We start from the raw sequence: 21,028 nt of genomic DNA on the forward strand, positions 1-21,028 counted from the left end.
GGCATCTCGCAGGTCACGGGTCCAGGACGCGCGCCCGGCGGTGACGGCGCGCCTCAGGCGAGCGGCAGCGCGCCGCCGTAGAGCCACCCCTGGCCGTAGCGCCAGCCGTTGCGGCGCAGGAAGTCGGCCTGCTCCTCGTTCTCGATGCCCTCCGCGATCGTCACCATCGCGAGCTCGCGCGCGAGCGCGCCGAGCGCACGTGTCACCTTGCCGGCGGTCGGGTCGTGCGGGATGCCTGACGTGAACGACATGTCGAGCTTGACGCCCGCGACGGGCAGGTCACGCAGGTACGACAACGGCGAGACACCGGTCCCGAAGTCGTCGAGCAGGATCGGCACGCCCGCGGCGGAGAGCTGGGTCAGCTCGTGACGGATCCGGGTCCCGGACGCCACGAGCGAGGACTCCGTCAGCTCGAGCACCAGCCGCCCCGCCGTCACGCGGTGCCGCGACAGGTCCTGCAGGAGTCGCGTCGCGAGCTCGGAGTCCCCCAGCTGGTCGGCCGACACGTTGACGGACACCCAGCGCGCGTCGTCGGCGGTGCGCGCCAGGAACTCCACGACGCGCGACGCCACGAACTGCCCGAGCAGCACCGACACGCCCGCCTCCTGGAGGTGCGGGAGGAACGCGCCCGGCAGCAGCAGGCCGCGCTGCGGGTGCTGCCACCGCACGAGCGCCTCGTACCCGACGACCCGGGCGTCCGACAGGTCGACGATCGGCTGGTAGTGCACGACGAGCTCGTCGTGCTCGATCGCGTGCACGATCTCGCGCTGCAGGGTCGGGGCGGTGGACAGCTCCATCGACGCGTCGTACACCTCGGTGCGGCCGCGGCCGCCCTGCTTCGCGCGGTAGAGGGCCGCGTCGGCCGCAGCGAGGAGCGTCGGGGCGCCGGCGTCCACGAGGTGCTGGTCCGCGAGCGCGATGCCCACGCTGGCGGCCACCGCGAGGCGGCGTCGCCCCACCCGCACGGGCTCCGCGAGCCCGGCGTGGATCGCGTTGGCGACCTCGAACACCGCGCGCGCCGCGTGCACCGACTGCAGCACCACGACGAACTCGTCGCCCCCCAGCCGCGCGACCGTGCCGCCGCCGGCCGTCGCGGCGCGCAGCACGCCCGCGACGTGCACGAGGATGTCGTCGCCGGCGGCGTGGCCGTACCGGTCGTTGACCGCCTTGAAGCCGTCGAGGTCGCACGCGAGCACCGACACCCGGTCGACCGCGCCCGGCTGCGACAACGCCGTGTGCAGCACCTCCTGCAGCAGCGTGCGGTTGGCCAGCCCGGTCAGGGGGTCGTGCATGGCCCGGTGCGTGAGCATCTCGGCCTGCATGCGGGACTCCGTCGCGTCGCGCACCTGGACGACGAAGTGGTCGGGCCGGCCGTCGGCGCCGCGCACGAGCGCCGCGTCGAGCACGACCCAGACGAGCTGCTCGTCCGCGCGCCGGCACCGCATCTCGAGCGAGAAGCGCTGCTGGCCGCCGCCCAGGAGCCGGTCGGTCGCCGCCCGCTGGGCCGCGTGGTCCTCGGGCGCGCTGAGGTCCGCCATGGGGTACCCGCGCAGGGCCTGCACGTGGGTCCCGAGCAGCTCGGCGAGCGCGACGTTGGCCTCGGTGATGCGCCACTCGAGGTCGACGAGCGCCATCCCGATCGGCGCGTTCTCCATCGCGACGCGGAACTGCGTCTCGCTGCGCGACAGCGCGACCTCGACGTCGCGGCGCGCGGTGATGTCGACGACCGTGGTCAGCACGGCGGCCTCGTCGTCGTCGGCGGGCACGCCGCGGCTCGTGACCTGGACGACCGACGGACGCGCACCCGCCAGCGGCGGGACGAGCGTGACCACCGTGGTGCGCTCCGGCTCGCCGTGGCGACCGAGCACCTGCGCGGGGCTCACCGCCAGCCCCCGGTCGTCGAGCAGCACGAGCGGCAGGTCCGCGACCGCGACGCCCACGACCGCGTCGCGGGCCACGCCCAGGATCTCGGCCGCGCGCTCGGACAGGTCCAGCACGCGCGCGTCGTGCGACTGCACGACGACACCCTCGTGCGTGACGCTCTGCAGCGCGTCGTACCGCCGGCGCAGCTGCCGGGCCACGTGCACGAGCTCGGCGTTGCGCCGCGTCTGCGCGCGCTCGCGCCGCAGCAGCACCAGCACGGTCACGAGGGAGACGATCGCGACGAGCGCGATGACAGCGCTGACGACGCCGTACGGTCCGACCAGGTCTGCGCCCACCGGACGGCCGCTCAGTCGTCGGCGGGCTCGGGCCCGCCGTCCCTCTCCTCGTCGTCCGGCCCGTCCGCGGCACCCGTGTCGCCGCGCAGCATCGCGAGCGTGCCGGGCAGGTCGTCGGGCTGCACGAGGACCTCGCGCGCCTTCGACCCCTCGGAGGGGCCGACGATCTCGCGGGACTCGAGCAGGTCCATGAGCCGCCCGGCCTTGGCGAAGCCGACCCGCAGCTTGCGCTGCAGCATCGAGGTCGAGCCGAACTGGGTCGTGACGACCAGCTCGGCGGCCTGCAGCAGCAGGTCGAGGTCGTCGCCGATGTCCTCGTCGACCTGCTTCTTGGCGGCGACGACCGTGACGTCCTCGCGGTAGACGGGCTTGAGCTGCGCCTTGACGTGCTCGACGACGGCGTGGATCTCGGACTCGGCGACCCACGCGCCCTGCGTGCGCATCGGCTTGGCCGCGCCCATCGGCAGGAACAGCGCGTCACCCTGGCCGATGAGCTTCTCGGCGCCCGGCTGGTCGAGGACGACGCGCGAGTCGGTGAGGGACGACGTCGCGAACGCGAGACGCGACGGCACGTTGGCCTTGATGAGGCCGGTGACGACGTCGACCGACGGTCGCTGCGTCGCGAGCACGAGGTGGATGCCGGCGGCGCGCGCGAGCTGCGTGATGCGCTGGATGGACGCCTCGACGTCGCGGGGGGCGACCATCATGAGGTCGGCGAGCTCGTCGACGATGACCAGCAGGTACGGGTAGGTCGCGATCTTGCGCTCGGAGCCCGGCAGCGGCTTGACCTTGCCCGCGCGGACCGCGGCGTTGAAGTCGTCGATGTGCTTGTAGCCGAACATCGCGAGGTCGTCGTACCGCGCCTCCATCTCCTTGACCACCCACTCGAGGGCCTCGGCGGCCTTCTTGGGGTTGGTGATGATGGGCGTGATGAGGTGCGGGATGCCCTCGTACAGCGTGAGCTCGACGCGCTTGGGGTCGACGAGGATCATGCGGACCTCGTCGGGCGTGGACCGCATGAGGATCGAGACGATCATCGAGTTGACGAACGACGACTTGCCCGCGCCGGTGGCGCCCGCGACGAGCAGGTGGGGCATCTTCGCGAGGTTCGCGACGACGTAGCCGCCCTCGACGTCCTTGCCGACCCCGATCACCATGGGGTGCTCGGACCGCTTCGCGGCGCTCGAGCGCAGCACGTCGCCGAGCGCGACGGTCTCGCGGTCGGTGTTGGGGATCTCGATGCCGATGGCGGACTTGCCGGGGATCGGCGACAGGATGCGCACGTCGGCGCTCGCGACCGCGTACGCGATGTTCTTGCTCAGCGCCGTGACGCGCTCGACCTTGACGCCCTGCCCGAGCTCGACCTCGTACCGCGTGACGGTGGGGCCACGGGTGAACCCGGTGACCTGCGCGTCGATCTGGAACTGCTCAAGCACCGACGTCAGCGACTCGACCACGCGGTCGTTCGCGGCGGAGCGCACCTTGTGCGGCGCCCCCTTGGCGAGCGCGTCCTCGTGCGGCAGCAGGTAGACGACGTCGCCCTCGAGCATCGGCTGCTCGCCGCGCGGCACGCCGGTCGGGGCCGGGGCGGTGAGCTCGGGCGTGACGACCGCGGTCGGCGCGGTGGGGGCCGCGGGCGGCATGCGCCGCGTCTCGACCACGTCGGGGACGTCGTCGACGTCGTCGAGGTCCTCGTGGTGGACCTGGGCGGCACGCTCGAACGCCTCGTCGCCCTCGTACTCGTCGAGGCGCCGGTCGTCGGGGTCGGGGACGTCGTCCGCGCGACGCCGGCCGAGCAGCGAGCGGCGCTTCTTCGCGGGCGGCTCGGGCCGCGCGCTGTGCAGCGCCTCGATCACCAGCGGCGCGTCCTCGTCGTCCTCGACCGCCGCGCTCTCGTGCTGGCCGGTCAGGCGCCGGTACAGGCCCTGCAGGCGCGGTCCGATCTGGTGCACGGGGGTGGCGGTGACGACCAGCACGCCGAAGAACGCGAGGATCCCGAGCAGCAGGCCGGCGACCACGGGGGTCAGCAGCGTCGCGAGCGGCGTGCCGACGGCGAACCCGACGATGCCGCCGGCCGCACGGACGGCCGCCATGTCCTGCGTGCCCGGCTGCCCGTGCGTGAGGTGCACGATCCCGCAGACCGCGATCGTGATCGCGCTCAGGCCGATGCCGATGCGCGAGTTGGCCTGGACGCGCTCGGGGTGCCGCATGAGGCGCACCGACACGCCCAGCAGCACGACCGGCACCGCGACGCCGACGACCCCGAACGTCCCGGCCACGACGTTGTGGATCACGTCGCCCGCAGTGCCGGACAGGTCCCACCACTCGCGTGCGGCGACGACCACCGCGAGGCCGAGCAGCGTGAGCGCCAGACCGTCGCGCCGGTGCGCCGGGTCGAGGTCGCGCGCTCCTGCGCCGACGTGCCGGGCGGTGCCGCCCACGACGTGCGCGACGCCCATCCACGCGCCGCGCAGCATCCGCAGCGGCAGGGGCGGGCGCGGGGGCTCGGCGGGCTTGCGGGCGGCGGGACGCGACCCGCCGCCCGCCCTGCCGCCCTGGGGCGACCGCGACGACGCTCCGGAGGCGCGCGTCGAGCGCGCAGTGCCTGGGGTCGTACGGGTCGCCATGGTCCTCACGGTAGCGGTGGGTCGGGCCGGAGCGTCGTCGGCGCACGTCCGTGTCGCGCACCGACCTGCGCCGTCCCGTCCGCACGACGCCCGTCGGACGGGTGTCGGCGCCCCGTGCCACGATGCCCGCATGGCACGCACGCCACGTCGAGCCGCCGGCACCGGCGCCACGCCGTCGGTCGACCGTGGGACCGCGCTGCGCCACCGCGCGCACGTGCAACAGCTCACGCGCCCGCCGTCGTCGGCGGCCGACCCGACGGACGCGCACGTCCTCGACCTGGGCGTCCAGGACACGGGACCCGACGGGGCGCTGTGGGCTCTCGCCGTCCGGGGCGTCGCGACGCGGGCGCGCGAGCACCCCGACGTCCTCGCCTACGCATGGACGCTGCGGGGCGCGCCGCACGCGTACCGCCGCGCCGGCCTGCGGGATGTCGAGCGCGCCGTGCGCCCGTGGTCGGACGACGACGCCGCGCGGCGCATCTTCGACGCGGCCCGGCCCCTGCGCGCCGCGGGCATCGGCCCCGCCGCGGCGCTCGGCCGGGTCGCGAGCGCCCTGCGCGAGGTCGTCGACCGCCCCCGGGTCAAGGGCGAGGTCTCGACAGCGCTCACCGCGCTGCTGCCCGCGCCGTACCTGCGCGAGTGCCGCCCCTGCGGGGCCACGCACGCCTACGAGCAGACGTTCCGGCTCGCGGCGCTCCACGCGGGCCTCGAGCTCGAGCCCGGCACGTCGCCACCCGTGCTGCGCCGCGTGCCCCGGTGGACGTCGACCCGCGTCGGCGACACCACGCCGGCCCCGCCCGGCGCGCCCCTCGACCTCGTGCACGGCGCGCTGCACCTGCTCGGACCGACCACGCGTCGCGACGTCGCGACATTCCTCGACGCCGCCCCCGCGGACGTCGCAGCGCGCTGGCCCGACGACGCCGTCGACGTCCTCGTGGACGGTCGTCCCGCCCAGGTGCTGGCCGACGACCTCGACGCGCTTCTCGCCGCACCCGCGCCGACCGGCGTCGTGCGGCTGCTCGGCCCCTTCGACCTCTGGCTGCAGGCGCGCGACCGCGACGTCGTGGTGCCCGACCCCGCCCTCCGTCGCACCCTGTGGCCCACGCTGGGGCGGCCGGGCGCCGTGCTCGCCGACGGCGAGGTCGTCGGCACGTGGCGTCCGCGGACGCGCGGCCGGAGCCTCGCACTCGAGGTCGAGCCGTGGACGCCGTGGGACGACGCGCTGCGCCACGCCGTCGACGAGCAGCACCGCCTGCTCGCCGCGTTCCGCGGCGTCGACGTGACGTGACGGTGCGGGCTCACACCCGCACCGTCACCGTCCGCTGCGCTCCGGCTCAGGCCTCGAACCGTGGTCGGTCCGCGCCTGCGCTCCGCTCCGGCTCAGGCCTCGACGACCACCGGGATGATCATCGGGCGACGGCGCAGCTTGTTGGACACGAAGCGGCCCACGACGCGCCGCATGACCTGCTGCAGCTGGTGCGTGTCGGTCGCGCCGCCGCGCACGGCCTCCTCGAGCGCGGCCGTGAGGTCCGGGAGCACGCCGTCGAAGACGTCGTCCTGCTCGGCGACGCCGCGCGCGTGGATCTGCGGGCCGGCGAGCACCGTCCCGTCGGCGGAGGACACGACCGCGAAGATCGACACGAAGCCCTCGTCGCCGAGGATCCGGCGGTCCTTGAGCTCGGCCTCCGTCAGCTCGCCGACGCTCGAGCCGTCGACGTACACGTACCCGCACGGCACGGCCCCGACGACGCTCGCGCGACCGTCGACGAGGTCGACCACGACGCCGTCCTCGGCGAGCACGACCCGGTCGGCCGGGACGCCGGTGCGCACCGCGAGCGCGGCGTTCGCGATGAGGTGCCGCACCTCGCCGTGCACGGGCATGACGTTGCGCGGACGCAGGATGTTGTAGCAGTACAGGAGCTCGCCGGCGCTCGCGTGGCCCGAGACGTGCACCTTCGCGTTGCCGGAGTGCACGACGCGCGCCCCGAGCCGCATCAGCCCGTTGATGACGCGGAAGACCGCGTTCTCGTTGCCCGGGATGAGGCTCGACGCGAGCACGACCGTGTCGCCCGGGCCCACGGAGACCTTGTGGTCGCCGTTGGCGATCCGCGACAGCGCGGCCATCGGCTCGCCCTGCGAGCCCGTGCACATGAGCACGACCCGGTCGTCCGCGAGCTTCTCGATCTGCTTCTGGTCGACCAGCACGCCGTCGGGCACCCGCAGGTAGCCCAGCTCGGCGGCGATCCCCATGTTGCGCACCATCGACCGCCCGACCAGGGCGACCTTGCGCTCGTTCGCGACGGCCGCGTCGATGACCTGCTGGACGCGGTGGACGTGCGACGCGAACGACGCCACGACGACGCGCCCCGTCGACTCCGCGAACACCTGGTCGAGCACGGGGCCGATCTCGCGCTCGGGCGTGACGAAGCCGGGCACCTCGGCGTTGGTCGAGTCGACCATGAACAGGTCGACGCCCTGCTCGCCCAGGCGCGCGAACGCCCGCAGGTCCGTGATGCGGCCGTCGAGCGGCAGCTGGTCCATCTTGAAGTCGCCGGTGTGCAGCACGGTCCCGGCCGGCGTGCGCACGGCGACGGCGAGGGCGTCGGGGATCGAGTGGTTGACCGCGACGAACTCGCACTCGAACGCGCCGAGCGTCTCGACCTGGCCCTCGCGCACCGCGAGCGTCAGCGGCGTGATGCGGTGCTCCTTGAGCTTGGCCTCGACGAACGCGAGCGTGAGCTGCGAGCCCACCAGCGGGATGTCGCGGCGCAGCCGCAGCAGGTACGGCACGGCACCGATGTGGTCCTCGTGGCCGTGCGTGAGGACGATCGCGTCGATGTCGTCGAGCCGGTCCCGGATGTAGTCGAAGTCCGGCAGGATCAGGTCGACGCCGGGCTGGTGGTCCTCGGGGAACAGCACGCCGCAGTCGATGACGAGCAGGCGCCCGCCGTACTCCAGCACGGCCATGTTGCGCCCGACCTCGCCGAGGCCGCCGAGCGGGACGATCCGCAGGCCGCCCTCCGGCAGCGGCGGCGGCAGGGTGAGGTCGGGGTGGGGGTGACTCATGGATCTCCTGGGTGATCGGTGGGTGCCGACCCGTGCGTCATGCCCGGTCGGCGCCCGCGACGACGTCGAGCAGCCCGCTGGCGGCCAGACCGGCGCGCACGTGCGCGGCCTCGTCGTCGGTGAAGGGGACGAGGGGCAGCCGCATCGCGCGGCTGCTCAGGAGGCCGAGCTCGACGAGCGCGGCCTTGGCGGCGGAGGCCTGGAAGCCCGCGCCGTTGACGGCCGTGACGGCCGGGAGGACCTCGCGCAGCACGGCGAGCGCACCGGCGGCGTCGCCCGCGTGCCACGCGGCGAAGAAGCGCGCGAACGCGGCCGGCGCGACCTGCGTCGTCACGCCGACGAGGCCGACGGCGCCGTGCGCGAGGAACGCGAGCGCGAGCGCGTCGTCGCCGCTGTACCACGCCAACCCCGTGCGCGGGATCGCGCGGGCGGCCTCGACCACGTCGCCCGACGCGTCCTTCATCGCCACGACGCGGTCGTGCGCCGCGAGCCGGTCGACCGTGCCCGGGGCGAGCCGGACGACCGCGCGCCCGGGGACGTCGTAGAGCATGACGGGCAGGTCGGTCGCGTCGGCGACGGCGGTGACGTGCCGCACGACGCCCTCCTGCGAGGGCCGCGAGTAGTAGGGCGTCACGACGAGCAGGCCGTGCGCACCGGCGGCCGCGGCCTGCTCGGCCATGCGGACCGCGTGCGCGGTGTCGTTGGAGCCGGCGCCCGCGACGACGTACGCGCGGTCGCCCACGGCCTCGACGACCGCCTCGACGACCGCGGCCTTCTCGGGCGAGTGCGTGGTCGAGGACTCCCCCGTGGTGCCGTTCAGCACGAGGCCGTCGTGACCCGCGTCGACGAGGTGCTGCGCGAGCCGGACCGTCGCCTCGAGGTCGATCGCGCCGTCGGCGGTCATCGGGGTGACCATCGCCGACAGCAGCGACCCGAACGGGTGGGTGGCGGAGGTCACGGCAGGCATGCGCACACGGTACCGCCCGGGCACGGCCGCGCGCGGCGGCGTCCCGTGCGCCGGTCGGCCGGGCCCGCGCCCGCGACCGACGGGCGCGTCAGCGCCGCCACGTGTCGAAGCGGTAGCGGGCGCCCGTGCGGGACACGAGCCACGGCGCGTCCTGACCGCCGGCGACGCACCGCCAGCCGGGGCCGATCGCGGGCGCCGTCGTGTCCCCCGGCACGTCGAGGTCGACGACGGTCACCTCGAGCACGTCGGCGCGGTCGAGCGCCGCGGCGTAGACCGCTCCCCCGCCGATGACCCACACGTCGCGCGCGGTCGCGAGCGCGGCGTCGAGGTCCGCCAGCACGTCCGCGCCGGGGGCGTCGAACCCCGGGTCGCGCGACAGCACCACGTTGCGCCGGCCCGGCAGGGGGCGGAAGCGCTCGGGCAGCGACTGCCAGGTCGCACGCCCCATGACGACGGTGCCGCCGGCCGTGACCTCGCGGAAGTGCGCCATGTCCTCCGGCACGTGCCACGGGATGCCGCCGCCGTCGCCGATGACCCCGGCGGGCGTCTGCGCCCAGACCAGCCCGATCACCGCGCTCAGACCGCCACGGGCGCCGCGATGGCCGGGTGGTGCCGGTACCCGACCACCTCGACGTCGTCCCACGTGTAGTCGAACAGCGACGCGGCGCGCCGCAGGTGCAGCTGCGGCGCCGGGTACGCCTCGCGCGTGAGCTGCTCGCGCACCTGGTCGACGTGGTTGTCGTAGACGTGGCAGTCGCCGCCGGTCCACACCAGGTCGCCGACCTCGAGGTCGACCTGCTGCGCGACCATGTGGGTCAGCAGCGCGTACGACGCGATGTTGAACGGCACCCCGAGGAACAGGTCGGCCGAGCGCTGGTACAGCTGGCACGAGAGCCGACCGTCGGCGACGTAGAACTGGAAGAACGCGTGGCACGGCACGAGCGCCATGTCGTCGAGCGCCGCGACGTTCCACGCCGAGACGACGTGGCGGCGCGAGTCCGGGTTCGACCGCAGCTCGGACAGGAGCGTCGTCAGCTGGTCGACGTGCCCGCCGTCGGGCGTCGGCCAGGACCGCCACTGCACGCCGTAGACCGGGCCGAGCTCACCGTCGGCGTCGGCCCACTCGTCCCAGATGTGGACGTCCTTGGCGACGAGCGAGGCGATGTTCGACTCGCCGCGCAGGAACCAGAACAGCTCCTCGGCGACCCCGCGGAAGAACACCCGCTTGGTCGTGACGAGCGGGAAACCGGCCCGCAGGTCGAACCGCATCTGGTGCCCGAACACCGAGCGCGTCCCGGTGCCGGTGCGGTCGGCCTTCGGGGTGCCGGTGGTCAGGACGTGCCGCAGCAGGTCCTCGTACGGCGTGGGCACGGTGGCGGGGAGCGCGACGGGCGCGGCGGCGAGGTCGGCCATGGGCACATCGTCGCACCCCCGCGCCGACGCACGGGCCCGGCGTCCGGCGCGCCGCGACCGCGAACCCCGTCACGGGCGTGCCGTCCGGTGCGGGACCCTCACCCCGCGGTTGGCGGGCGCGCCGCCACGCGGCGAGGATGGCGCGCATGAGCACGTCGCTGCCCCCCTCGGTCGCCGCCCACCTGCCCACCGGGCTGCTCGTCGGGGGCCGGTGGCGCCCCGCACGCTCGGGCGCGACGTTCGCGGTCGAGGACCCCGCGACGGCCACGACGCTGTTCGAGGTCGCGGACGCCGACGAGCGGGACGCGCGCGACGCGCTCGACGCGGCCGTCGAGGCCGCCGAGCCGTGGCGACGCACGTCGCCCCGCCGACGGGCCGACCTGCTGCGCGCGGTGTACGACGTGCTCACGGCGCGTGCCGAGGACGTCGCCGCGCTCGTCACGGCCGAGGGCGGCAAGCCTCTCGCGGAGTCCCGCGCCGAGGTCGCGTACGCGGCCGACTACGTGCGCTGGTACGGCGAGCAGGCCGTGCGGCTCGACGGGCTCGCGCGCCGCGCACCGGCCGGCACGCACCACCAGCTCGTGCTGCGACACCCGGTCGGCCCCGCGCTGCTCGTCGCGCCCTGGAACTTCCCGGTCGCGATGATCGCCCGCAAGGTCGCACCGGCGCTCGCCGCCGGGTGCACGTGCGTCGTCAAGCCCGCGCAGCTCACGCCCCTGACGACCGCGTACGTCGCCGAGCTGATCCGCGCCGAGCTCGAGGCCCGCGACCTGCCCGCGGGCGTCCTCAACGTCGTCCCGTCGTCGTCGGCGCGGCGCATCAGCGAGCCGCTGCTCGCGGACCCCCGCCTGCGCAAGCTGTCCTTCACGGGCTCGACCCAGGTGGGCGCGACGCTGCTCGCGGCCGCCGCGCCGCACGTGCTGCGCACGTCGATGGAGCTGGGCGGCAACGCGCCGTTCCTCGTCTTCGCGGACGCCGACCTCGACGCCGCGGTCGAGGGCGCCGTGCAGGCCAAGATGCGCAACAGCGGGCAGACCTGCGTCGCCGCCAACCGCTTCCTCGTGCACGCGTCCGTCGCCGAGGAGTTCACGGCCCGGCTCACCGCCGCGTTCGACGCGCTCGTCGTCGGGCACGGCGCCGAGCCCGGCGTGACCGTCGGGCCGCTGATCGAGCGCGCCGCCGTCGAGCGGGTCGCGGACGTCGTCGCCGAGGCCGCGGACGGCGGTGCGACCGTGCGGACGGGCGGCGACCCGCTGCGGCGCAGCGGCTACTTCTTCGCGCCGACCGTGCTCGCCGGCGTCGCGCCCGACGCGCGTGTCGTCACCGAGGAGACGTTCGGACCCGTCGCGCCCGTCGTGACGTTCGACGACGACGCCGAGGCGCTGCGCCTGGCGAACGGGACGCCGTTCGGTCTCGTCGCGTACGCGTACACGCGCGACCTGGCGCGGGCCATGCGGCTCGTCGAGGACGTCGAGGCCGGGATGATCGGCATCAACCGCGGCATGGTGTCCGACGCGACCGCACCGTTCGGCGGCGTCAAGACCTCGGGCCTCGGCCGCGAGGGCGGCGAGGCCGGCATCGAGGAGTACCTCGAGCCCGTGTACGTCGCGCTCTGACCGGGAGCCGCCGCGCCGCGTCCGGGCCCGGCCCGCGGCGGTCGCCCCGTGGACGCCGCGGCGGACCGCTCGAGGGCGTGTGCGACAGTGACCGCGTGACACCGCTCGACCCCGTGACCGCCGCACGACGGCAGGCGGTCTCGGTGTCGGTCGCCACGGGGCTGTACGGCGTGTCGTTCGGCGCGCTGTCCGTCGCCGCCGGGCTCGACGTGCCGCAGACCATGGCGCTCAGCCTGCTGATGTTCTCGGGCGGGTCGCAGTTCGCGTTCATCGGCGTGGTCGGCGCCGGGGGTGCCGCGGGCGCGGCCGTCGCGTCCGCCGCGCTGCTGGGCGCGCGCAACGGCCTGTACGGCGCGCAGCTCGCGCCGCTCCTCGCGCTGCCGTCGCGCCGGCGCCTGCCCGCCGCGCACCTGACGATCGACGAGTCGACGGCCGTCGCCACGGCGCAGCCGACGCGGGCGGCGGCGCGCGTCGGGTTCTGGTGGACCGGGCTCGGCATCTACCTGCTGTGGAACCTGTTCACGCTCGTCGGCGCCCTCGCGGGCGACCGGCTCGGCGACCCGCGCGCCTACGGCCTGGACGCCGCCGCGGCCGCCGCGTTCCTCGCGCTCGTCTGGCCCCGGCTCGCGGGTCGCACCGCGCAGGTCGTGGCGGTCGCCGCCGTGGTCGTCGCGCTCGCGACCACGCCCGTCCTGCCCGCCGGCGTGCCCGTGCTCCTCGCGGCGCTCGTCGCCGTCGTCGTCGGGCTCGTCAGCACGGGCCCGCCGCCGGCCGCCCCGGCACCCGGCGGTGCCGCGTGACCGGGCTCTGGTTCGCCGTGCTGCTCGCGGGGCTCGCCTGCCTGGGCATCAAGCTCGCCGGTCACCTGCTGCCCGAGCACTGGCTCGCGCAACCCCGCGTCGCCCGGGTCGCCGCGCTCGTCACGGTCGCGCTGCTCGCCGCCCTGGTCGCCGTGCAGACCGCCACGACCGGCGGCCGGCTCACGCTCGACGCGCGGCTGCCCGCGCTCGTCGTCGCGGCGGTCGCGCTGGCGCTGCGCGCGCCGTTCGTCGTGGTCGTGCTGCTCGCCGCGGCGACCGCCGCGGGGCTGCGCCTGCTCGGCATGCCCTGACGGACCGCGCGTTAGGCTCGCCGGGTGCTGCCCCCCACCGCCGACGTGTCCGTGCGCCCCGCCGTGCCCGGCGACGAGACCCGCATCGCGCACATCCAGCTCGCCGCGTGGCGCACCGCGCACGCCGACGTGCTGGGTGAGGTCGTGCTCGGCTCGCTCGACGAGGACGCGTTCGTCGCGCAGTGGGCGCAGGCCGTCACCGCTCCCCCGGGCCCCGGGTACCACGTGCTCGTCGCGTGCGACGGCCCGCACCTCGTGGGCTTCGCGTCGGTCGCGCCGATCCCCGCGCCCGACCCGACCGACGCGCCCGCGGGCGTCGTGCTCGCGCTCGAGGTCGACCCGCAGGCGCAGCGCGGCGGCCACGGCTCACGGCTGCTGGCCGCGGCGGTCGACCTGCTGCGCGCCGACGGCGCCGACCAGGTGCAGACCTGGGTGATCGAGGGCGACGCCGCGCGCGAGCAGTTCCTCGAGGGCGCCGGGCTGGGGCCCGACGGCCTGACGCGTCGGCTCGCCACCGGGCCCGGCCCCGACGAGGAGGCGCACGTCGTGGTCGAGCGCCGCTGGTACGCGGGCATCTGACCGCCGCCGGCCGAGGGCGTCAGGGCAGCTCGGTGCGGGTCGGTCGGCCGCGGTGCAGACGGCTCGCGGTCCGCAGCGCGGCCCGCGCACGCGAGCGGTCGCCCGCCGCGTCGTAGGCGAACGCGAGGTGGTACCACGCGCGCCAGTCGTCGGGCGACGCGTCGACGCGCTCCCGGTGCGGCTCGAACGCGGCGCGGGCCGCGGCACGGTCGACGCGACCGCCCGGGGAGCGCGGCAGGTCGTCGACCGGCAGCTCGCCGGCCGCCGCGAGCGCGTCCGCCATGCGCTGCACGTCGAGCGCCAGCAGCCACTCGCGCACGATCAGCGCGAGCACCAGCAGCGGCGCCACGAGGAACGCGACACCCAGCGCGACGCCGACGGGCTCGCCCGTGCCCATGAGCTGCACGGCGCGCACGCCCACCAGCCACACGTAGAGCGCGAGCAGCGCGCTCAGCGCGACGGCGGCGACGAGGCCCGTCCGGCGACGGCGCGTGCGCGGGGCGTCGGTCATGCGTGCAGGTCCAGCAGGTCCTCGAGACCGACCGTCAGGCCCGGCCGGTCGACGACGCGACGGACCGCGAGCAGCACGCCGGGCATGAAGCTCACGCGGTCGAACGAGTCGTGCCGGATCGTGAGCATCTCGCCCGCGTTGCCGAGCAGGATCTCCTCGTGCGCGACGAGACCCCGCAGCCGCACCGCGTGCACGCGCACACCGTCGACGTCGGCGCCGCGCGCGCCGTCGACGGCCTGCGTCGTCGCGTCCGGCACCGGGCCCAGGCCCGCGGCAGCGCGCGCCGCGGCGATGCCCTGCGCGGTGTGGCGCGCCGTCCCGGACGGCGCGTCGACCTTGTCGGGGTGGTGCAGCTCGACGACCTCCGCCGACTCGAACCACCGGGCGGCCTGCCGTGCGAAGGCCATCGCGAGCACCGCACCGAGCGCGAAGTTCGGTGCGACCACGACCCCCACCCCCGGCGCGCGGACCAGGTGGTCGCGCACCCGGCCCAACGACGCGTCGTCCCACCCCGTCGTCCCGACGACCGCGTGCACGCCCGCGTCGACGAGCGTGTGCACGTGGTCCTCGGTGACCGACGGGACCGTGAAGTCGACCGCGACGTGGGCGCCCGCGTCGACGACCGCGCGCAGGTCGTCCCCGGCGTCCAGGGTCGCGACGAGCTCGAGCCCGTCCGCCTCCTGCACGGCGCGCACCGTGGTGCCCCCCATGCGTCCGGACGCTCCCAGCACGGCCACGCGGATCGGTTCGTTCACGCCTCGCACCCTAACCGGCGGCACCCGCACCCGACGGACGGGTCCAGCCCGTCAGACGCCGGCGGGCCCCAGCCGCTGCGCGAGGTGCTCGGCCAGACGACGCAGCTCGACGGGCGGCAGGCCCGTGAACCGCTCGACCTCGCGCGGCGGGTAGCCCGCGTCCACGAACCACTCGACCGTCGCGACCGTCGCGGCCGCGTCGACCGGCCCGGTGCCGACGGACTCGCGCACGAACGTGCTGAACCGCACGGCCGCGAGGTACTGCGCGGGCGTCACGCCCAGCAGGGTCGTGCACCACCGGTGCAGGTCGCCGACGCTCGCGGCGACCTCGCGCGCGATGTCGCTCGCGCGCACGAGACCGCGGTGCGCCTCGACGTACGCGATCGCGTCCTCGAGGCGGTCGAGCTCGGCGCCGTCGTGCCGCGGCCGGGCCGCCAGCGCGTCGAGGAGCGCCGCGACGGCCGCGTCGTCCGCGCCCTCGTCGAGCAGCGCGCCCACGCGCGTCGCCGTCCCGGCCGGGAGGACGTCGTCGAGGGCGGTCCAGGCGTCCGCGAGGGGCCGGCCGGCGCGCAGCCGCGCCGGACCCAGCGGGTGCAGCTGCACGCCCAGCCGCACCACGGGTCCGCGCTGCCGCGCGACGACCGCGTGCGTCCGGGGTCCGCGCACGCCGTCGCCGTCGGGCGTGCGCGCACCCGTGAGCGGGTCGACGAGCTCGCCGGCCGCGCCGCGCACGACCTGCAGGAGCCCGCGGCCGTCGGGCAGCAGCACCTCGACGTGGTCGGCGCCCGCCGCGTGGCGCGCGACCCACGCGTGCTCGGCGACGCCGCGCAGCACGGCGGGGACGGGGTACCGGCGGTAGTGGTCGACGGCGACGGGCATGCCCCCATCATGCCGCGCGCGGCGGACGCCGGGACCCGTCGCGGGGCCCGGCGCGGGCCGACGAGGTCAGTCGCCGAACGGGCCCACGCGCACGACGCTGCGCGGCGCGGCCGCGAGCTCGGCCGCGAGCTCCTGCACCTGCGCCGCCGTCACGGCGCGCACGCGCTCGAGCGACTCGTCGACGTCGAGCAGCTCGCCGTGGACCAGCTCGGCCTTGCCGAGCCGGCTCATGCGCGACCCGGTGTCCTCCATGCCGAGCACGAGGCCGCCGCACAGCTGGCCGATGCTGCGCGTGAGCTCGGCCGCACCCATGGGCGCGTCGGCCATGCGCTCGAGCTCGGCGACCATCAGCGCGGTCACCTCGTCGACGCGTGCGGGCGTGCAGCCCGCGTAGAGCCCGAACAGGCCGGTCTCGGCGTGGCCGGTCGCGAACGAGTACGTCGAGTACGCCAGGCCGCGCTTCTCGCGGATCTCCTGGAACAGCCGCGAGGACATGCCGCCGCCCAGGGCGGCGCTCAGCACCGACAGCACGAACCGACGCGGGTCGGTCGAGGTGAGGCAGGGGCCGCCGACGATGACGTTGGCCTGCTCCGTCGAGCGGCGGATCGTCAGCTCGAGCGCCGCGGGCGGCACCGGGGCGCCGGCGGTGCGGCGCGCACGCGGCGTGGCCGTGGGGTCGAGCGGCCAGCCGCCCGCGGCGAGCGCGGCCTCGACCTGCGCGCACAGGGCGTCGTGGTCGACTCCCCCGGCGGCGGTGACGACGAGGGTCTCGGGGCGGTAGTGCTCGCGGTAGTGCTCCCACACGGCGTCGCGCGGCACGTCGCGGATGGCCTGCGGGGTGCCGCCGATGGGCCGCCCGAGGGGCGTGTCGCCGAACACGGCGGCGGCGAACTGCTCGTGCGCGACGTCCGACGGGTCGTCGTCGTTCATCGCGAGCTCTTCGAGGATGACGCCGCGCTCGGTCTCGAGCTCGTCGGCGTCGAGCCGCGCCGAGGTCACCATGTCCGCGATGACGTCGACCGCCATGGGCACGTCGGAGTCGAGCACGCGCGCGTAGTAGCACGTGTGCTCCTTGCCGGTCGCGGCGTTGGCCTCGCCGCCGACGGCGTCGAACGCCTCGGCGATGTCCATCGCCGTGCGCCGCGCCGTGCCCTTGAACAGCAGGTGCTCGAGGAAGTGCGTCGAGCCGAAGTGGCCCGACGTCTCGTCGCGCGAGCCGACGCCGACCCACGCCCCGACCGTGGCCGAGCGCAGGCCGGGCATGTGCTCGGTGAGCACGCGGACCCCCCCGGGCAGGACGGTGCGCCGCACGGCGGCGCCTCCGTCCTGCCCGACGACGAGGTCAGCCCCCGGCGAACCGGGGGCGACCAACGGGAGGGAGAGCGGCACGTCAGGCGTCGGCGGTGGCGGACGCGTCCGCTGCCTCGTCCTGGGCCCCGGCCTCGGCCTCGTCGAGCACCGCGTGCAGCGAGAGCTTGCCGCGCGGGTCGATCTCACCGATCTCGACCTGGACCTTCTGGCCGATCTTGAGGACGTCCTCGACGTTCTCGACGCGCTTGCCGCCCACGAGCTTGCGGATCTGCGAGATGTGCAGCAGACCGTCCTTGCCCGGGGACAGCGAGATGAACGCGCCGAACGTCGTCGTCTTCACCACGGTGCCGACGAAGCGCTCGCCGACCTCGGGCATGTGCGGGTTGGCGATCGCGTTGATCGCCGCCCGCGCGGCCTCCGCCGACGGACCGTCGGTGGCGCCGATGTAGACCGTGCCGTCGTCCTCGATGGAGATGTCGGCGCCGGTCTCCTCCTGGATCTGGTTGATCATCTTGCCCTTCGGGCCGATGACCTCGCCGATCTTGTCGACCGGCACCTTGACCGAGATCACGCGGGGCGCGAACGGGCTCATCTCGTCCGGGACGTCGATCGCCTCGGCGATGACGTCGAGGATCGCGAGGCGCGCCTCCTTGGCCTGCGTCAGCGCGCCGGCCAGCACCGAGGCGGGGATGCCGTCGAGCTTGGTGTCGAGCTGGATCGCGGTGACGAACTCGCGCGTGCCGGCGACCTTGAAGTCCATGTCGCCGAACGCGTCCTCGGCGCCCAGGATGTCGGTGAGGGCCGCGTAGCGGGTCTCACCCTCGACCGTGTCGGACACCAGGCCCATCGCGATGCCCGCGACGGGCGCGCGCAGCGGGACACCGGCGTTGAGGAGCGACAGCGTCGCGGCGCAGACCGAGCCCATCGACGTCGAGCCGTTCGAGCCCAGCGCCTCGGAGACCTGGCGGATCGCGTAGGGGAAGTCCTCACGCGCCGGCAGGACCGGGACGATCGCGCGCTCGGCGAGCGCGCCGTGGCCGATCTCGCGGCGCTTGGGCGAGCCCACGCGGCCGGTCTCGCCGGTCGAGTAGGGCGGGAAGTTGTAGTGGTGCATGTACCGCTTGCGCGTCTCGGGCGAGAGCGAGTCGATCTGCTGCTCCATGCGGAGCATGTTCAGCGTCGTGACGCCGAGGATCTGGGTCTCGCCGCGCTCGAACAGCGCCGAGCCGTGCGTGCGGGGCAGCACCTCGACCTCGGCCGAGAGCGTGCGGATGTCCCGCAGGCCGCGACCGTCGATGCGGAAGCCGTCGGTGAGGATGCGCTGGCGGATGAGCTGCTTCTGCAGCGAGCGGTACGCGGCGGAGATCTCCTTCTCGCGCCCCTCGAACTGCTCCGCGAGCTCGCCGACGACCTCGGCCTTGATCTCGTCGAGGCGGTTCTCGCGCTCCTGCTTGCCGGCGATCTGCAGCGCGGCCGACAGGCGCTCGGACGCGGCCTGCTCGACGGCGGCGAACGCGTCGGGCTGGTAGTCCGGGAACGTCGGGAAGGTCTGCGTCTCCTTCGCGGCCTGGGCCGCGAGCTGCTGCTGCGCCTCGACGAGGGCCTTGATGAACGGCTTGGACGCCTCGAGGCCCTGCGCCACGACCTCCTCGGTCGGCGCGGTGCCGCCGCCGCCGTGGATGAGGTTCCACGCGCCCTCGGGCGCGTCGGCCTCGATCATCGCGATCGCGACGTCGTCACCGACGACGCGGCCGGCGACGACGATGTCGAACGTCGAGCGCTCGCGCTCGGAGTAGCGCGGGAACGCGACCCACTGGCCGTCGACGAGCGCGAGGCGCGTCGCAGCCACGGGGCCGGAGAACGGCAGGCCGGACAGCTGCGTCGAGATCGACGCGGCGTTGATCGCGAGCACGTCGTACGCGTCGTCGGGGTTGATCGACAGGACCGTCACGACGACCTGGACCTCGTTGCGCAGGCCCTTGACGAACAGGGGGCGCAGCGGGCGGTCGATGAGACGGCACGCGAGGATCGCGTCGGTCGAGGGACGGCCCTCGCGACGGAAGAACGAGCCGGGGATCTTGCCCGCGGCGTACTGGCGCTCCTCGACGTCGACCGTCAGGGGGAAGAAGTCGAAGCCCTCGCGCGGGTGCTTGCCGGCCGTCGTGGCCGACAGCAGCATCGTGTCGTCGTCGAGGTAGGCCACGGCGGAGCCGGCGGCCTGCTTGGCGATGCGGCCCGTCTCGAAGCGGACGGTGCGGGTGCCGAAGCGACCGTTGTCGATCACGGCCTCGGCGAACTGGATCTCGGGACCCTCCACGGGTGCCCTCCTTGTTCTCGAAGGCGCCGCCCACCCCGCGACGGTCTTCGACCGTGGTACCCGGACACGAGTTCCGGGGGCCACTACCGAGGACCGGACGAGCGGGTCGGCGCGGTGGATTGCGGTGGAGCGTGCGTGCGGGGTACCGACCCCGTACGCAGGACCAGCCCGGACCGTGACGGTCCGGGCTGGTCCAGGTGGTTCAGCGACGCAGGCCGAGCCGCTCGATGAGGGCGCGGTAGCGGTTGATGTCGATCTTCTGCAGGTAGGCCTGGAGGCGACGACGGCGCCCGACCAGGAGGAGCAGACCACGACGGCTGTGGTGGTCGTGCTTGTGCTCCTTGAGGTGCTCGTTCAGGTCGTTGATGCGGCGCGTCAGCACGGCGATCTGGACCTCGGGCGAGCCGGTGTCGCCCTCGTGGGTGGCGTACTCGGCCATGATGGCCTGCTTCGTGGCGGGGTCGAGCGACACGGTGCTCCTCAGGTTTCTCGTTGCGCGGTGCGCCGGGGCATGTCCACCCGGGCTCTCTCGGTCCGCGGCCGGTCGAACGGCACGCCAACTCTACCGCACGAGGGCGCCTGGTCCGGGCGTTCCCGGCGGCGGGCGCAGGACGACGACCCGCGGCCGTCAGGCGCGCGGCAGCCCGAGCACCGCGCGGACGTCCTCGACGTCGCGGGCCATGCGCTCGAGCAGGGCCTCGACCGAGTCGAAGCGCAGCGTCGGCCGCAGTCGCTCGACGAGCTCGAGCGCGACCTCGTCGTCGTAGAGGTCGAGGTCGGTGCGGTCGAGCACGTACGCCTCGACGCGGCGGTCGTGACCGTCGAACGTCGGGTTGGTGCCGATCGACACCGCCGCGGGCAGCACGCGCTCGGCGGCCGGCACCGGCGTGCCGTCGGCGCGTCGTTCGCGCCGCAGCCAGCCCGCGTAGACGCCGTCGGCCGGGACCATGCCCGCGACGTGCCCGAGGTTGGCCGTCGGGTAGCCCAGCTCACGGCCCCGCGCGTCGCCGTGCACGACGACGCCGCGCACGTGGTGGGTGCGCCCCAGCACGTCGGCCGCGGCCCGCACGTCGCCGGCCGCGAGCAGCTCGCGCACCCACGTCGAGGACCAGCGGCGGTAGCCGCCCGGCTCGTCGGCGTCGTCGGGACGCACGTCCTCGATGACCTCGACCGTGAAGCCGTGCCGCTCCCCCAGCCGGCGCATCGTCGTGAGGTCCCCGGCGTTCTGCCAGCCGAACCGCACGTCACGTCCCACCACGACCGTGCGCGCGTGCAGCGCGTCGACCAGGTAGCGGCGCACGAACTCCTCGGGCGACTGCCGCGCGAAGTCCAGCGTGTACGTCACCAGCAGCGCGGCGTCCAGCCCGGTGCCCGCGAGCAGCTCGAGGCGGTCGGCGTCGCCCAGCAGCAGCGGGGGCGCCTCGAGCGGACGGTGCACCTGCGCGGGATGGGGCGTGAACGTCACCGCGACCGCGTGCGCGCCCACGGCGCGCGCGTCCGCGACCATGCGCGTGAGCACCGCGACGTGCCCGCGGTGCACGCCGTCGAAGTTGCCGAGCGTCACGACGGACGGCCCCCACGCCGTGGGCACCTGCGACACGTCGGTCCAGACCTGCACACCCGCTCCGTTCTGCGCCCCGCGCACGCGGGACCCGGC

General features: G+C 75.1%; 18 protein-coding genes. 5 read left to right on the top strand and 13 right to left on the bottom strand.

Annotation, left to right across the window (positions count from 1 at the left end):
• Positions 1–53: 53 nt before the first annotated feature.
• Positions 54–2,219 carry a putative bifunctional diguanylate cyclase/phosphodiesterase gene (locus CS2_RS06535; protein ID WP_070319365.1) on the bottom strand — a complete coding sequence of 722 codons (2,166 nt, stop codon included), beginning with the start codon at positions 2,217–2,219 and terminating at the stop codon, positions 54–56.
• An 11-nt stretch (positions 2,220–2,230) separates the two neighbouring features.
• On the bottom strand, positions 2,231–4,846 hold the full coding sequence (locus tag CS2_RS06540) for an FtsK/SpoIIIE family DNA translocase (protein WP_082739930.1): 2,616 nt from the start codon (positions 4,844–4,846) through the stop codon (positions 2,231–2,233).
• 130 nt (positions 4,847–4,976) lie between these two features.
• Between CS2_RS06540 and CS2_RS06545 the strand changes: the two genes are divergently transcribed.
• Positions 4,977–6,134, top strand: a complete 1,158-nt coding sequence (locus tag CS2_RS06545; RefSeq protein WP_233421091.1) for a DNA glycosylase AlkZ-like family protein — start codon at positions 4,977–4,979, stop codon at positions 6,132–6,134.
• Positions 6,135–6,226: 92 nt separating this feature from the next.
• Here CS2_RS06545 and CS2_RS06550 read toward each other — a convergent pair whose 3' ends face one another.
• From CS2_RS06550 to CS2_RS06565, 4 genes are all read right to left on the bottom strand, one after another.
• A complete protein-coding gene (locus tag CS2_RS06550) occupies positions 6,227–7,912 on the bottom strand; it encodes a ribonuclease J (RefSeq protein WP_046528137.1) in 1,686 nt (561 codons plus the stop codon).
• Between the two features lie 37 nt (positions 7,913–7,949).
• Positions 7,950–8,879, bottom strand: a complete 930-nt coding sequence (gene dapA, locus CS2_RS06555) for a 4-hydroxy-tetrahydrodipicolinate synthase (RefSeq protein ID WP_070319382.1) — start codon at positions 8,877–8,879, stop codon at positions 7,950–7,952.
• A gap of 88 nt (positions 8,880–8,967) precedes the next feature.
• A complete protein-coding gene (locus tag CS2_RS06560; RefSeq protein ID WP_070319367.1) occupies positions 8,968–9,450 on the bottom strand; it encodes a dihydrofolate reductase in 483 nt (160 codons plus the stop codon).
• Between the two features lie 5 nt (positions 9,451–9,455).
• A complete protein-coding gene (locus CS2_RS06565; protein WP_046530455.1) occupies positions 9,456–10,292 on the bottom strand; it encodes a thymidylate synthase in 837 nt (278 codons plus the stop codon).
• A 146-nt stretch (positions 10,293–10,438) separates the two neighbouring features.
• Here CS2_RS06565 and CS2_RS06570 point away from each other — a divergent pair, with 146 nt between their 5' ends.
• The 4 genes from CS2_RS06570 to CS2_RS06585 all read left to right on the top strand — a co-directional run bounded on the left by CS2_RS06570 (position 10,439) and on the right by CS2_RS06585 (position 13,598).
• Positions 10,439–11,908 carry an NAD-dependent succinate-semialdehyde dehydrogenase gene (locus tag CS2_RS06570; protein WP_070319368.1) on the top strand — a complete coding sequence of 490 codons (1,470 nt, stop codon included), beginning with the start codon at positions 10,439–10,441 and terminating at the stop codon, positions 11,906–11,908.
• A gap of 95 nt (positions 11,909–12,003) precedes the next feature.
• Entirely contained in the window at positions 12,004–12,708 is a 705-nt protein-coding gene (locus CS2_RS19325; protein WP_082739932.1) for an AzlC family ABC transporter permease, read from the top strand.
• On the top strand, positions 12,705–13,019 hold the full coding sequence (locus CS2_RS19330; protein ID WP_046528134.1) for an AzlD domain-containing protein: 315 nt from the start codon (positions 12,705–12,707) through the stop codon (positions 13,017–13,019). Before CS2_RS19325 ends, CS2_RS19330 begins: the two co-directional genes overlap by 4 nt.
• Before the next feature lie 27 nt (positions 13,020–13,046).
• Complete coding sequence (locus CS2_RS06585; RefSeq protein ID WP_070319383.1) at positions 13,047–13,598, top strand: GNAT family N-acetyltransferase; 552 nt, start codon at positions 13,047–13,049, stop codon at positions 13,596–13,598.
• Positions 13,599–13,617: 19 nt separating this feature from the next.
• Here CS2_RS06585 and CS2_RS06590 read toward each other — a convergent pair whose 3' ends face one another.
• From CS2_RS06590 to CS2_RS06620, 7 genes are all read right to left on the bottom strand, one after another.
• Positions 13,618–14,109, bottom strand: a complete 492-nt coding sequence (locus CS2_RS06590) for a tetratricopeptide repeat protein (RefSeq protein ID WP_070319370.1) — start codon at positions 14,107–14,109, stop codon at positions 13,618–13,620.
• Positions 14,106–14,864, bottom strand: a complete 759-nt coding sequence (dapB, locus tag CS2_RS06595; RefSeq protein WP_082739933.1) for a 4-hydroxy-tetrahydrodipicolinate reductase — start codon at positions 14,862–14,864, stop codon at positions 14,106–14,108. Before dapB ends, CS2_RS06590 begins: the two co-directional genes overlap by 4 nt.
• A 51-nt stretch (positions 14,865–14,915) precedes the next feature.
• Positions 14,916–15,743: a helix-turn-helix domain-containing protein gene (locus tag CS2_RS06600; protein WP_070319371.1), complete on the bottom strand. Its 828-nt coding sequence runs from the start codon at positions 15,741–15,743 to the stop codon at positions 14,916–14,918.
• A gap of 66 nt (positions 15,744–15,809) precedes the next feature.
• Positions 15,810–17,132 carry a M16 family metallopeptidase gene (locus CS2_RS06605; RefSeq protein WP_046528129.1) on the bottom strand — a complete coding sequence of 441 codons (1,323 nt, stop codon included), beginning with the start codon at positions 17,130–17,132 and terminating at the stop codon, positions 15,810–15,812.
• Between the two features lies 1 nt (position 17,133).
• Positions 17,134–19,371: a polyribonucleotide nucleotidyltransferase gene (locus tag CS2_RS06610; protein ID WP_070319372.1), complete on the bottom strand. Its 2,238-nt coding sequence runs from the start codon at positions 19,369–19,371 to the stop codon at positions 17,134–17,136.
• A 202-nt stretch (positions 19,372–19,573) separates the two neighbouring features.
• The gene (gene rpsO / locus CS2_RS06615; RefSeq protein ID WP_046528127.1) at positions 19,574–19,843 is read right to left on the bottom strand and encodes a 30S ribosomal protein S15; all 270 of its coding nucleotides are present in this window, start codon (positions 19,841–19,843) and stop codon (positions 19,574–19,576) included.
• 156 nt (positions 19,844–19,999) lie between these two features.
• Positions 20,000–20,989 (bottom strand): bifunctional riboflavin kinase/FAD synthetase, encoded by a 990-nt coding sequence (locus CS2_RS06620; RefSeq protein WP_046528126.1) that lies wholly within the window; start codon positions 20,987–20,989, stop codon positions 20,000–20,002.
• Positions 20,990–21,028 lie beyond the last annotated feature (39 nt).

The sequence above is a fragment of the Cellulomonas iranensis NBRC 101100 = JCM 18110 genome (genome assembly GCF_001552375.1).
In the GTDB taxonomy this organism is placed as follows: Bacteria; Actinomycetota; Actinomycetes; order Actinomycetales; family Cellulomonadaceae; genus Cellulomonas; species Cellulomonas iranensis.